The organism is Lentzea sp. NPDC036955 (assembly GCF_055608005.1).
Window position 1 is genome coordinate 649,324 of sequence record NZ_JBVJRC010000001.1, and the last position, 13,013, is coordinate 662,336.

13 protein-coding genes are annotated in these 13,013 nt (G+C 70.2%); 6 read left to right on the plus strand and 7 right to left on the minus strand.

The annotated features are described in order from the left end of the window. Positions 1-57 precede the first annotated feature (57 nt). Complete coding sequence (locus tag ACZ7CF_RS03135; protein ID WP_458433428.1) at positions 58-1,884, minus strand: S8 family serine peptidase; 1,827 nt, start codon at positions 1,882-1,884, stop codon at positions 58-60. Between the two features lie 245 nt (positions 1,885-2,129). On the opposite strand from ACZ7CF_RS03135, the gene ACZ7CF_RS03140 reads away from it, so the two are divergent. After that, positions 2,130-3,095 carry a hypothetical protein gene (locus tag ACZ7CF_RS03140; RefSeq protein ID WP_360398679.1) on the plus strand — a complete coding sequence of 322 codons (966 nt, stop codon included), beginning with the start codon at positions 2,130-2,132 and terminating at the stop codon, positions 3,093-3,095. A gap of 324 nt (positions 3,096-3,419) precedes the next feature. On the opposite strand, the gene ACZ7CF_RS03145 is transcribed toward ACZ7CF_RS03140, so the two are convergent. Further along, positions 3,420-4,004 (minus strand): NUDIX hydrolase, encoded by a 585-nt coding sequence (locus tag ACZ7CF_RS03145; RefSeq protein ID WP_360398681.1) that lies wholly within the window; start codon positions 4,002-4,004, stop codon positions 3,420-3,422. 130 nt (positions 4,005-4,134) lie between these two features. Between ACZ7CF_RS03145 and ACZ7CF_RS03150 the strand changes: the two genes are divergently transcribed. Further along, positions 4,135-5,232 (plus strand): helix-turn-helix domain-containing protein, encoded by a 1,098-nt coding sequence (locus ACZ7CF_RS03150; protein ID WP_458433431.1) that lies wholly within the window; start codon positions 4,135-4,137, stop codon positions 5,230-5,232. 15 nt (positions 5,233-5,247) lie between these two features. Here the strand turns inward: ACZ7CF_RS03150 and ACZ7CF_RS03155 are convergent, their stop codons facing one another. Further along, positions 5,248-6,141, minus strand: coding sequence for a ParB/RepB/Spo0J family partition protein (locus ACZ7CF_RS03155; RefSeq protein ID WP_470368666.1), 894 nt, complete (start codon positions 6,139-6,141; stop codon positions 5,248-5,250). Between the two features lie 79 nt (positions 6,142-6,220). After that, the gene (locus ACZ7CF_RS03160) at positions 6,221-6,613 is read right to left on the minus strand and encodes a CoA-binding protein (protein WP_470368667.1); all 393 of its coding nucleotides are present in this window, start codon (positions 6,611-6,613) and stop codon (positions 6,221-6,223) included. A gap of 131 nt (positions 6,614-6,744) precedes the next feature. On the opposite strand from ACZ7CF_RS03160, the gene ACZ7CF_RS03165 reads away from it, so the two are divergent. Then, positions 6,745-7,167: a YciI family protein gene (locus tag ACZ7CF_RS03165; protein ID WP_360398689.1), complete on the plus strand. Its 423-nt coding sequence runs from the start codon at positions 6,745-6,747 to the stop codon at positions 7,165-7,167. A gap of 59 nt (positions 7,168-7,226) precedes the next feature. On the opposite strand, the gene ACZ7CF_RS03170 is transcribed toward ACZ7CF_RS03165, so the two are convergent. Beyond that, positions 7,227-7,973: a LysR substrate-binding domain-containing protein gene (locus ACZ7CF_RS03170; RefSeq protein ID WP_470368668.1), complete on the minus strand. Its 747-nt coding sequence runs from the start codon at positions 7,971-7,973 to the stop codon at positions 7,227-7,229. A 74-nt stretch (positions 7,974-8,047) separates the two neighbouring features. Here ACZ7CF_RS03170 and ACZ7CF_RS03175 point away from each other — a divergent pair, with 74 nt between their 5' ends. Genes ACZ7CF_RS03175 through ACZ7CF_RS03185 form a run of 3 tightly spaced genes read left to right on the plus strand, consistent with a single transcriptional unit; the run spans position 8,048 to position 10,321 of the window. Continuing rightward, on the plus strand, positions 8,048-8,413 hold the full coding sequence (locus ACZ7CF_RS03175) for a DUF5997 family protein (protein ID WP_360398876.1): 366 nt from the start codon (positions 8,048-8,050) through the stop codon (positions 8,411-8,413). Positions 8,414-8,469: 56 nt separating this feature from the next. Beyond that, positions 8,470-9,414, plus strand: a complete 945-nt coding sequence (gene ligD / locus ACZ7CF_RS03180; RefSeq protein WP_360398693.1) for a non-homologous end-joining DNA ligase — start codon at positions 8,470-8,472, stop codon at positions 9,412-9,414. Next, entirely contained in the window at positions 9,404-10,321 is a 918-nt protein-coding gene (locus ACZ7CF_RS03185) for a DNA polymerase domain-containing protein (RefSeq protein ID WP_360398695.1), read from the plus strand. Before ligD ends, ACZ7CF_RS03185 begins: the two co-directional genes overlap by 11 nt. A gap of 5 nt (positions 10,322-10,326) precedes the next feature. Here ACZ7CF_RS03185 and ACZ7CF_RS03190 read toward each other — a convergent pair whose 3' ends face one another. Both ACZ7CF_RS03190 and ACZ7CF_RS03195 read right to left on the minus strand, forming a co-directional pair. After that, a complete protein-coding gene (locus ACZ7CF_RS03190) occupies positions 10,327-11,187 on the minus strand; it encodes a hypothetical protein (RefSeq protein ID WP_470368669.1) in 861 nt (286 codons plus the stop codon). 89 nt (positions 11,188-11,276) lie between these two features. Next, complete coding sequence (locus ACZ7CF_RS03195; RefSeq protein ID WP_360398699.1) at positions 11,277-12,968, minus strand: ABC transporter family substrate-binding protein; 1,692 nt, start codon at positions 12,966-12,968, stop codon at positions 11,277-11,279. Positions 12,969-13,013 lie beyond the last annotated feature (45 nt).

Sequence of the window (13,013 nt, forward strand, 5' to 3'; positions counted from 1 at the left end):
CGCACGCGGGGGCCTTTCGTGCGCTAGGAGAGTACGAAAGCTCCCCGCGTGCACTTTCTAGGAGACGACGAGGGCGTAGTCGGCGTCCGTTGAGGCCGTTTCGCGGTGGCCGTCGACGTTGACCGCCGTCGCGATCACCTCGACCGTCCAGGTGCCCGCGGCGGGCGTCTGGACGAGCACGTTCTCGACGGTGTCGACGGTGTTCGCGGACCCGCCGGGCGTCGACCAGTTGCCGGCCAGCAGGCCGTTGTTGCCGTAGTAGACGGTGCCGTCGGGCGCGGTCACCTTGAGCGTGAGGTCGTTGACGGTGGCCTTGGCCGCGGTCGGCGAGCCGGCCGGGTCGGTGTAGGCCAGGGTGGCCCGCAGCGGCGTCTGGCCGTTCGACGTCACGGTGTACTTGCGCGACTGGCCGGTCGTGAGCAGGTCGGTCTCGTTGACCAGCACCGGCAGCTTCCAGCCGCCGGCCTTCGCGCGGTCGTAGAGGTTGCGCACGGACGCGGTGCCCCAGCCCTGGTGGGTGCGGGTCTGGTCGTGCGTGGTGCCGGAGAACGCGTGCTGGTCGGCGGTGTTGATCAGCAGCGCCTTGGCCGTGGCCGCGTGCGGGCGCGCGGTGAACACGTCACGGCCCTTGCCGGGACCGCCGTCGAACACGCCGTCGGCCCACATCTGGAACAGCAGGCCGGCGTTGCCGCAGGTGATCGGCGTGGCGCCGGACGTGCCGCCGAACGACGTGGTGTAGGAGGTGTCCGAGGTGGACGACGTGGTGTCGATGCGGTCGTAGAAGTTCGACAGCTCCGGCTTGATGCGGCCGTCGGCGGCCGGTCCGATCGACGCGCCGCCGTTCCACTTGTCGTCGGCGCGCGAGGCGGTGTTGTAGTGGTAGTGGCCGCCGACCGACAGCACGTTCTTCGCCCACGCCTGCGGGCGTGAGCTGCGGGTGCCGGCGTTGCTCTGCGACTGGCAGATCAGGATGTCGTGGTCGAACACGATCCGGTCCATCTGCTGCGAGACCGACGTGTACGCGGTGGTGAGCGAGTCGCCCCAGCTGTTGCTCTGGAACACCGCCCGGTACTGCCCCGCCGGGTCGACGAGCTGCGCGGTGTGGGCGTAGCGGTCACCGGAGTTGTAGACGGCGAAGATGCCCTGGCCCTCCGGCAGCACGCCGCGCTGCGCGGCCGAGACGCCGGAGGCGAAGATCTGCCCGTAGGTCGACGTGCCGTGCGAGGTGCTCGACGAGTTGCCGGTGTGCATCAGCGGCGGGCGGGCCTTGAACTCCTGGTGCGTGGTGCGCAGCCCGCCGTCCATCACCTCGCCGCGCACGCCCTGGCCGCGGTAGCCGCCGGCGGCCTCGACGTAGTTGGCACCGGACGACTCTCGGGAGATCGCCATGTCGGTCTCCGGCGCGGACACCGGGTCGACGGCGAGCACGGCCGGCAGCTTCGCGACCTGCGCCGCCTGCCCCGCGTCCAGGTGGGCCAGGATGTGCTCGCGGCTCGCCGAGATCGAGTCGACGCGCGCGCCGATCGCCTTGATCTTGTCGGCGACGGCCCTCTGGTCGTCGGCGTTCTGCTCGACGAGCGTCACCAGGTACGCGGCGGACCCGGACAGCGCGGCCACCTGCGGCCGGGCCTCGAACGGGCGCAGGTCCCGCACGTAGCTCAACCGGGCGATCCGCGCCGTGTTCGTCATCCGCGCCACGTAGGTGCCGTCCTGCACGAACGCGCCGAGCCGGACCCCGAGGCCCTTGAGCTGGACGCGTTGCGCGTCGGACAACGTGTCGCGGAACTGGAGCAGATATGCGCCCTCGACCGGTGCGGCGACCGCGGGCGTGGCACCGCTGATCAGCGCGAACACTGATACGGCGGAGAGAATTGTGCGCAGCACTAAAGGAACCTCCACATCGGCAGGGATGCCCGGACAGGAGGTGCAGTCCAGGCCCGTGACCAGCACGTTACCGTGATCGACGAGATCAGGGCATCAGTCGTTCGGCGGGAGATGATCTGTCATAGGGTGTAGGTCGGCCACTTTGCCCGTCGATATCCACATTCACCCGGACGGGTGCGTCCGCAGTAACGCCGGAGCAGGTGGGCCCGACATGTCCGGCGAACTGAAATCCGCGCGGAGGATGGATGTCTGTCTCACCTGAGCAGTTGATGGAAGAACTGCGCACGTTGTGCCGCGGGCGCGGTGTGCAGACTCCCGGAATCGACGTGCACGTCGGTCCTGCGCTGCGCCAGGTGTGCGGCATCGCGGAGGCGGACGGCGCGGAGACCGTGCGCACGAAACTGCGCGAGTGGGTGACGAACGCGGTGCGCGGATTCCCGGTGGAGGTCCGCAACGCCGTTCTCGCGCCGCTCGGACTGCACGACGAGGCGCAGTACCGGTTCCTCAACGAACGCATCGACTGGCTCGCGCGGCAGCAGGACCGCGGCGCGCGCACGGTGCGCAGGAGGATGGAGTCCGGTTTGCAGCGCCTCGTGGAGGTGGCGCTGCAACCGGCTCCGGCGACGGCGCCCCCGGCACCGTCCGAGTCGTGGCACGTCAAGGAGTTCGAGGCGCTGTTGAAGCTGGACGGCCCGACGCCGGCCTGCACGGAGCGCCGGACCGTCGTGGCCGACACCGACGGCGTGAACGAGATCGCCTGGTCCATCACGATCCCCTCCCCGACCCCCGAGGGCGCGCCGGGCGACCTGGACATCGAGGTGTTGCACGGGGTCGAGCTCATCGGCCACGAACGACCGTCCCCGCGGCGCTTCCTCATGAAGCTGCGGTTGCCCCGACCCCTCAACACGGGGCAAACGCACCAGTTCGCACTGGAGGTGAGGGTGCCGCGGGGACAGTCGATGCGTCCGACCTACGTGTTCTGGCCGGAGCGGATGTGCGAGTCGTTCCGGTTGCGGGTGCGGTTCGACCGGAACGACCTGCCCGAGTCGGTGTGGCGCGTCGACGAGGCCTTGGCCCGCGACACCGACGACCTGACGCCCTGGCCCGCGAGGCTGCCCGTCGACGAGATCGGTGAGATCGACGTGGAGTTCTCACACCCCCGTCAGGGCCGCGGTTACGGCGTGCAGTGGGCACCACGTCCGCCGGTCTAGGCGAAGACGCCCAGCAGAGCGGACAGGAGCTCAACGAAGAAATGCGGTTCCACGGTTTCCACCTCCCTGTTTCGGCAAGGGAGAACCGCAGATCGAAGTCGGGTCAGATCACCGAGACGATGAGGAAACTACCGGCCACGAATCCCACCAGCAGGCAGATCGCGGCCACCTTCACCACGGTGGCGAGTGAGCACAGAACTCTCATCGCTAATTCACCTTCTCATTTCGACTGACTTCGGTCTGTTGTTCTCGCGTGCCACAAGAATGCGACCGGGCCGATCGGATGAGAACGGGTTTCCTGTTTCCTGGTGGATCAGGAAACACCTAGTGCGCGGTGGCGCGGCGCAGTGCCATCACGAGCACCGCGTGGGAGCTGCCGGCGTGCGGGAGCATGCCCTGCTGGACCAGTTCGAGCGCGTGCCGGAACGGGATCGTGCGCACCCGCAGGTCGGACTCGCCGGGTTCGAGGGACGCCTGGCCCTGGGTGAGGCCGGTGGCCAGGAAGATGTGGTCGACGTGGTTGCTCAGGCTGTCCGCGCCGTGGATCTGGCCGAGCCGTTCCCACCGCTCGGCGTGCAGCCCGGTCTCCTCGGCGAGCTCGCGGGCGGCCGCCTCGGCGGGACCCGCGTCGGTCTCGTCCACGGCACCGCCGGGTAGTCGCCACTGCGTGCCGTTGTGCGTGTAGATCCACTGCCTGGTCAGCACGACCTGGTCGTCGTCGCGGATCGCCAGCACCGTCACCGACGCGGGCGCCACCACGTGCGTGTACACGCCGTGGCCGCCGTCAGGTCTGACGACGTCGTCGCTGCGGACTTCGAACCACGGCGAACGGTGCACCACGTTGGTCGCCAAGCGCTGCCAGACCATCACCACACCAGCCGAGGAGGAGTCGGGACACGTCGTAGCCATGCCTCACATGGAACCATCGCCAACCGTCCCAGATACGCCCAGTTGATCGTCAATGAATGGCCAAATCGTGGACATTCGGCTCGGTGGGGCGCGCGGCGCGACACACTGGCGCGGGGAGGGGGTGAGCCCGGTGTCGCCCACGTTCGCCCAGGAGGTGCGCCGCCTGCGCACCGAGCGCGGGCTGTCGCTGACCAGACTCGCCGAACAGGTCCGCTACAGCAAGAGCTACCTGAGCAAGATAGAGAACGGCCAGGTCCGCCCGACGCCGGAGATGGCGCGGGTGTTCGAGGACGCCCTGCACGCCGGCGGCCGGTTGACGGCGCTCGCCGACGCGCCGGCCCGCCCGATCCCGACTGACGACACGGTGCTGCTGACGTTCGACGCGATGTTCGGCAACATCCGCATGCTCGGTCACCGCTCCAGCCCCGAGGCGGTGCTGCAGTGGCTGCGGCCGCAGGTCGACACGCTGGGCACGATGGCGCGCTCCGCCGGAGACCCCGGTCTGGGCCAGGGCCTGTGGCTGCTGGCCGCGCGGTACGCCGAGTACGCGGGGTGGATGGAGCAGGAGAACGGCGACGAGGCGGCGGCCGCGGAGCTGACCCGCCAGGCGGTGCAGTACGCGATCAAGGGCGGTGACCGGGAGCTGGAGGCCTTCGCGCTGGTCCGGTCCGCCGAGTTCGCCCTGTACCGCGGTGACGCGCGCGCCACGGTCGAACGCGCGCGCCGGGCCGGGCGGTCGCGGTCACCGGCGGTGCAGCGGGCGGCGGCGCTGCGGGAGGCGCAGGGCTACGCGCTGGCCGGGGCCGCCCGGCGGTGTGAGGAGACGCTGGAACGCGCGTTGCTGCTGCAGCAGCAGGGCGGCGAGATCCGGTACGGCTCGACGAGCCTGGTCGACCAGGTGGCGATCACGACGGCGTGGGCGTTCCACGACCTGGGCCGCCACGCGGAGGCCGCCGCGATCCTCGACCTGCAGCTGCCGCTGATCGCCCCGGCGGCGTTGCGCGCCCGCACCCGGTTCGGGCTGCGGCGGGCGCTGGCCCACGCGGCGGCGGGCGACCTGGAGCACGCGTGCGAGCTCGTGACCGCGTTGCTGGACGACGTGCGGCAGGTGCAGTCGGCGACCGTGCACATCGACCTGACGGCGTTCAGCAACCTGCTCACCCGCTCCTGTCCCGCGGTGGGCCGGGAGCTGGCGGCGGAGATCGCGGAGCTCCTCTTCGCCGGCTAGCCGTCCGGCGCGGGGTCACACAGCGGCGCGGTTTTCGCGTTCCAGGGCGTCGGCCATCTCGGTCCACGCCTCGGCGCAGCTGCGCGCCATGTCCGCGACCAGCTCACGGCAGTGCGACGGCACCCCGTTCACCACCACGGCCCACTCCCCCGACGACACGGCGTGCGCCTCCAGCCAGCGCAGCACCAGCCGGCCGTGCTCGGTGAACCGCAGCGACGGGTCACGGCGCAGGATCGGCAGCGTCACGCCCGGTGCCCGCACCTCGGTGCGCACCTGCGGCACCACGGCGTCGGCCCGTTCGGCGGCGCGCATGCGTTCGGGCACCGGGTCCAGGCCCTGGCTCAGCCGCCGCCGCACGTCCCGCACCGTCCCCGGTGACACCCCGGCGGCGCGGGCGACGTCGCGCAACGACGCCCCCGGCCGGTCCTGGATCAGCTGGCCCGCGAGCCGGCGGCCGGCGGCGCTGTTGACCGGGCGGACCTTGCCGTCGCGACCGACCCTGCTCGGTGACTGGCCGCCCACGGCCCTGCGCAGGACGCCGACGGACTTGGCCGCGAGACCGGTGACGGCGGCGATCGAGCGGTCGGACCACTGCGGGTGCGACCGCAGCACCCGCCGGGCCGCCGCCTCGCGGTCGGCGGTGGAGAGCGTGGCCTGGTTCAGCTCGACGGACAGGACGAACACGTCCTCGACCGTCCCGTCGACGTACTCGACGTCGACCGAACTCCAGCCGCGCAGTGCCGCCGCCCTGACCCGGTGCACGCCGTCGACGACCCTCATCGAGGGCCGGTGCACGACGACCGGTGGGATCGAGGCGTCCGAGGACGCCAGGTGGCGGACGAACTCGTCACTGCAGCCGCCAACGCGCGGAGAATCCGCGGGCTGCAGCACGTCGATGTCAACGCGCATGGCAGAACAAGCCCCCCAGGCTCAGTGTCCCCGAACCCCCAGGTGCCGGAGACGACTACAACGCAGGGTAGCCAAGGCGTCAGCGCGAGCGCCACTCGATCGCCGGGCAGACGTCCATGACCATCCGCAGCCCCGCGTCCTTGGTGCGCCGGAACGCCTGGTCGTCGACCACGCCGAGCTGGAACCACACGGCTTTGGCACCGATCTCGACGGCTTCGTCGGCGAACTGCCCCGCGTCCTCGGAGCGCCGGAACACGTCCACGACGTCCACCTCGAACGGGACGTCCTTCAGCGAGGCGTAGCCCTGTTCGCCGTGGACGGTCTCGGCCGACGGGTGCACGGGCACGATCTTCTTGCCGCGCTGCTGCAGGAAGCGGGCAACGCCGTGGGCGGCGCGGGACGGGTTGTCGGACAGGCCGACGATCGCCCAGACCTGGCAGTTCTCGAGAATCCACTCGACGTCGTCACGCATGCGCCCAGCCTAGCCCCGCATCGCAATTTGTGACGCCGGTCACAATGGAGTCCGTGCTGTCGAAAGCCACCGCCGCCCGATCGACGCGTGGGTAGAAACGCACGCACACCCGAGTTCACGAGGAGACCGACATGCGCTTCATGGTCATCGTCAAGGCGTCCGAGGAGTCCGAGAGCGGCGTCCTGCCCACCGCCGGCGAGCTCGCCGAGATGGGGGCCTTCAACGAGGAGCTGGTGAAGGCGGGCGTGATGCTCGCGGGCGAGGGACTCTACGACAGCGCGAAGGGCGTCCGCGTCCACTTCGACGAGAAGGGCGCGACGACCGTGGTCGACGGCCCCTTCGCCGAGACCAAGGAGCTGATCGCCGGCTTCTGGATCTGGGAGCTGCCCACGCTCACCGACGCCGTCGAGTGGCTGAAGAAGGCGCCGTTCCGCGGCGGTTCGGTCGAGATCCGGCAGATCCACGGCGCGGAGGCGTTCGAGGAGGTCATGACGCAGGAGCTCAGGGAGCAGGAGGACCGGCTGCGCGAGCAGATCACGGCGCAGAACCAGTAGCGGCGGCGCGTGGCGGGCCCACCCGGCCCGCCGCACCGTCCGGTGTGGACGCCGCGGGCCTAGCGGCGCCGGGTCTTCGCGCCCTTCTGGGCCGGCTTCTTCGGCTGCCGCTGCCCGGAGGACTGGCGCTGCCCGGAGGACTGCCGCGCCTGGGACTGCGACTTCGACTGGGCCGCCGCCTTGCGCGGCTTCTCGGCCGGTTCCGCGGCGGGACCGCGGGTGCTGTTGACCGTGCGGCCGCGCACGATGCCGATCAGGTGCTCGACCAGCTCGGGGTTCTCGTCCTCGATCAACCACGCCAGCGCGACCCGCGACTGCGGTGCGTCGTGCACCGGCACGTGCTTGAGGTCCTTGCGGTGGTGCAGGCGGGCCAGCGACTGCGGCACGACCAGCAGACCCACCCCCGCGGCCACGAGCTCGACGGCGGCCGCGGTGGTCTCCGGCCGTTCGACGGGCGCCTGTCCCGGCTGCTCGTCCCAGCGGAGGGTGTCGTCGGCGGGCTGCCACAGCACGTGCTCGCGCAGGTCGGCCAGGGACAGCTCCTCGGCGGCCGCGAGCTCGTGGTCCTTCGGGACGACGACGACCGTGGTCTCGGTGTAGAGCGGGATCGCGTGCAGGTCCTCGCGGTCGCCGGGCAGCCGCAGCAGCACGGCGTCGGCCTCCTTCGCGCGCGCCTTGGCCGCGGCCTCGGCGACGGGGACCTGGACGAGGTGCAGCGGGGTCTCCGGCAGGCGTTCCTGCCAGACCCGCGCCCACTTGCCCGGCGTCACACCTGGGACGTACGCGAGCGTGAAAGAGCCGGTCACCTCCCGAGAGTAGCCTGGTCCGCCGGGTGGCCGAACGACCCGGTTACCCTTTGCGCATGAAGTCGCAGCAGACGATGAAGCCCGCCACCGCCGCCAAGAAGCTCGGCGTGTACTTGGAGGCGACGCCCGAGGAGTTCCGGGCCGGCGTCGTCTCGCGCGACCAGCTGGACGAGATGCAGGCGAACCCGCCGGAGTGGCTGCGAGACCTGCGCCGCAACGGCCCGCACCCCAAGCAGCTGATCGCGCAGAAGCTCGGCATCTCGACGTCGGGCCTCGTGCGCGCGGGCATCACCGAGGCGCTGACCACCGAGCAGATCACCGCGATCAAGGAGGAGAACCCGGACTGGCTGGTGCGCGAGCGCGCCACCTACGCCGAGTTCAAGGCCGAGGAGGCGCGGCTGGCGGAGAAGGCCCGTCTGGAGGCGGACGCCGAGGCCTAGGAGCCGCCCCGCCGTTCCCGCTGAAGAAACCGCTCCGAGCGGTTAGGTTGAACGGCATGGGCAAGTCCCCGGCTGTGGAGCTCGAGGTGGAGGACCGCGTCGTGCGGATCTCCAACCCCGACCGCGTCTACTTCCCCGCACGCGGGGAGACGAAGCTGGACCTCGCGCGGTACTACCTGTCCGTCGGCGACGGCATCGTCCGCGCCCTGCGGGAACGCCCGTGCATGCTGCACCGCTTCCCCGAGGGCGTCACCGGCGAGAAGGTGCACCAGAAACGCCTTCCGCACGGTGCGCCGCCGTGGGTCCGCACGGTGCGGGTGCACTTCCCGCGCTACAACCGGCACGCGGACGAGCTGTGCGTCTCCCACCTCGCCGACGTCATCTGGGCGGTGCAGATGTCCACAGTGGAGTTCCACCCGTGGAACTCCCGCGCGGCCGACACGGAGAAGCCCGACGAGTGGCGCATCGACCTCGACCCCGGGCCAACGTGCCCGTTCGACCGCGTGCGCCGCGTCGCCCTGGTGGTGCAGGAGGTGCTCGCCGAGCTGGGCGCGGTGGGTTTCCCGAAGACGTCGGGTTCGAAGGGCTTGCACGTCTACGTGCGCATCAAGCCGTCCTTCGGCTTCCAGGACGTCCGCAAGGCCGCGCTGGCGTTCGCGCACGAGGTGGAGCGCCGGGCGCCCGACGACGTCGAGACCACCTGGTGGCGCAAGGACCGCGATCCGTCCCTGGTGTTCGTCGACTACAACCAGAACACCCGTGACCGCACGATCGCCAGCGCCTACTCGGTCCGCGGCCACCCGGAGGCCACGGTCTCGACCCCGGTCCGCTGGGACGAGATCCCGGACGTGGACCCGCGCGAGTTCACCATCGCCACCGTCCCCGCCCGGTTCGCGGAGCTGGGTGACCTGCACGCCGGCATCGACGACGCGGTGTGGTCCATCGAACCCCTGCTGGAGTGGGCAGCCCGTGACGAGCTCGAGGTCCCCGATGAGCAGTGACGCCGTGAAGTTCACGAGCCTCGACCAACCGCTCTTCGGCGGCACCGTCAAGGCCGACCTCGTCGACTACCTGGGCTTCGTCGCCGACCGCTTCGTCCCGGTCCTCGCCGGCCGCCCGCTGTCGGTGTGGCGGGTCCTGCGCGGCCAGGACCCCTTCATGCAGAAGAACGTCCCGAAGTACACGCCGTCGTTCGTCAAGACCACCTCGGTCTGGGCGGAGGCCTCCCACCGCTCGATCCGGTACGCGCTGTGCGACGACGAGCGGACGCTGATGTGGTTCGCCAACCAGCGGGCCGTCGAGTACCACGTCCCGCTGTCCGCCGGTGAGCACCAGACGCACCTGGTCCTCGACGTCGACCCGCCGGAGGACGCGGGCTTCGACGTGGTCGTGCGGTCGGCGTTCCTGATCCGCGAGGCACTGGCGGCGGCCGGTCTCTCCGGCCTGGTGAAGACGAGCGGTGCCAAGGGCGTCCACGTCTTCGTCCCCCTGCTCCCCCACGACCCCGACGACGTCGCCGCCGCCACCCGCGCCCTCGCCGCCCGCGCCGAGAAGCTCGACCCCGCTCTCGCGACCACGGCGTACATCCGCGCGGAACGCGGCGGCAAGGTCTTCCTCGACTCGACCCGCGCGTGGGGCGCCACGGTGGTCGCCGCCTACAGCCCGCGGTTGCGCGAGGGCCTGCCGATCTCGTTCCCGGTGCCCTGGGAGTCGCTGGCCGACGTGACCCCGGCCGACTTCACCGTCCGCAGCCGGTTCGAGGGCGATCCGTGGACGTCGCTCATGCCCGCACCGCAGCAGCTGCCCGCGGACCTCGTGGCCGAGGGGCACGAGATTCCGGTGGCCAGGGTCGTGGCGATGCACGAGGGGAAGCGGCGGAAGCGGGCGGCGGAGCAGGCGGGCGAGTAGCCGCGCTACGACGGGTCGGACCCGCGGAAGGCGCCCCACCACAGCCCGAGGGCCCCGGCGACCACCGTGGCCGTGACCCACCCGAAGAACCCGCTGTCGTCCAGGTAGGCCCAGAACAGCCCGACGAACGGTGCCGGGGCGAAGAACACCGAGTCGACCCGCAGCTGCGCCCACACCCCGCGCACCCCGACGGTCTCGGCGTCCGGCCGCACCGGGTTGTCCACGCGCCGTCCCCGCGGGTGCCGCGTCACCACCCGCCCCGACGGGTACACCGCCACCCCGTCCAGGAGGAACACCCGTCCGCGCCGCTCCCCGGCCGACGGCGACGGCAGCGTCACGAGCACCGGGTCGTAGTACACGGGCACCCACCGCTCGGTGGGCCCGTCGAGCTCCAGCCACGACCGCACCATCAGCCCTGACTGCACCCGGATCCGCCGCACGGTCACCGCTTCCGGCGCACCGCGGCGGGAGGCCAGCAGCACCCGCACCGCCCCGGCCAGCACGACCAGCACCGCCACCGCGGCGGGGAACGTCACGCCGCCCAGCGCGCGGTCCGTGTCCACCAGCAGGTCCGACCCCGGCAGCACCGCCCGCGACGGGTCGGCCGGGTCGTAGGCGACCTGCGCCTGCCGGCCGACCAGCTTGTCCCCCGAGGAGTAAGCCACCCGCGCCGAACCGGACGGCCAGCGGACGTCCACGTAACCGTCCGAATAGGACACCACGTCAGCGATGGCACGGGAGGTCAGCGACGCCAGCTCCGCGCGTTTGTCCGTGTAGGACAGCCACGAGAACAGGGCGACCACGCCGCACACGAGCAGCACCACACCGGTGGCGACGAGACCATGACGCAAAGCGCGGACGCGCACAGGAAACTCCTACGGGCAAAGCGAACGGCCCGGCGGGGAGACCCACCGGGCCGTTCGGGCCTTACTGCAACCGAGTACCTACAGCCGGGTCACTTCTGGATGAAGCCCATGTGGATGTAGTCGTACGGGCGGTTCGCGTACGCGACGGCACCGAAGTTCGCCACGGTGTCGCGGACCGCGACGGCGCCGGGCGACTGGTAGAGGGGCAGCTGGTGGCCCGCCTCCCAGATCTTCTTGTCCGCCTCGTTGGCGATCTCGAAGCGCTTGGCGTCGTCGAGCTCACCGTTGGCCTGCTCGAGCAGCTTGTTGATCTCCTCGGAACCGATGCGGCCGTAGTTCTGGTTGGTGCTGGCCTGGTCGAGGAAGTAGATGCCCTTGCTGTCCGAGATCGGCGAGGCGGAGGACAGCCAGCGGAAGCCGGTCATGTCGAAGTTGCCGACGTTCACGTACTGCTTGAAGTAGTCGGCGCTCGGCACGGCCTGGATGTCGACCTTGGCGCCGACGTCCTTCAGCTGCGTCTGGACCAGCTTCGAGATGTTGTCCGACACCGGGTTCGGGGTCGGGATGATGTACCGGATGACGAGCTCCTTGCCGTCCTTCTTCCGGGTCTCACCCTCGAGCTTCCAGCCCAGCTCGTCGAGCTGCTTCTTCGCGGCTTCCTTGTCGAACGCGGCGACGGCCGAGTTGTCCTTGTACTCCTTCGAGCCGATCAGGAAGAAGTGGTTGCCGACGACCTGCGGCTCGCCCTTGAGCATCTGGCCGAGCAGCGCCTTGGCGATCGTCTTGGTGTCGATGGCCTTCATCAGCGCGACGCGGAGCTTGGCGTCCTTGAGGATCGAGGTGTCCGCACCGTTGAACGTGATGTGCGAGTAGTCCGGCGACACGGCCTGGCGGATGACGGCGCCCGGCGTGGTCTTGGCACGCTGGAAGTAGTCGATGTTCGAGCCGATGTCGTAGAAGTCGATCTGGCCGTTCGCGAACGCGTCAGGGCCGGCGGTGCGGTCGACCTGGCGGAACGTGATCGAGTCGAGCTTCGGCTTCTCGCCCCACCAGTTGGCGTCGCGGACGACGGTCACGATCTTCGCGGTGCGGTCGATCGAGCCCAGCTTGAACGGGCCGGCGGTCGTCTGCGGCTGGTCGGCCCAGCCCTTGTTGAAGACCTCGGGCGAGTCGAACATCGCCTTCGGGTAGAGGGGCGAGAAGATGCCCTTCCACTCGGCGAACTTCTTCTTGAACGTCACCTTGACGTCCTGGTCGGTCGCGCCCTTCTCGACCTTCTCGATGTCCTCGTAGCCCGTGGTGGTCGACACCTCGTAGGCCTTGTTGGTGCCGTTGAGGGCCTTCCACATGGACTCGAAGTCCTGCCACGAGATCGCGGTGCCGTCCGACCACTTGGCCTTCGGGTTGATCTTGAACTCGAGGACCTGCGGGTCGGAGGAGGCGAGCTTCGCGTCCTCCAGGTAGTCCTTGTTGACCTCGATGGTCGAGTCGGCCTTCTGCGTGAACAGGCTCGGCATGAACGTGCGGAGCATGACGTCCGTGTCGGCGTTCGTGCCGTCGAGCTGCCAGTTGTTCCAGTTGTCCGCCAGCGAGGTGATCGGCCAGTTGAAGTTGCCGCCGTCCTTCACCTTGGACGCGTCCTGCGGGTTGATGTCCGCCTGACCGACGGCCTGGTCCGTTCCCTTGAGCCCGGTGTCGTTCTTAGCGGGCCCCCCACACGCCGTAAGCGTGAGGGCGACCGCGACCAGTGCGGCCGCTCCCACCTTGGTACGTCGACTCACTGTCGTGAACCTCCCTCGTGCCCGGACACCAGTTGCCGGGGACAC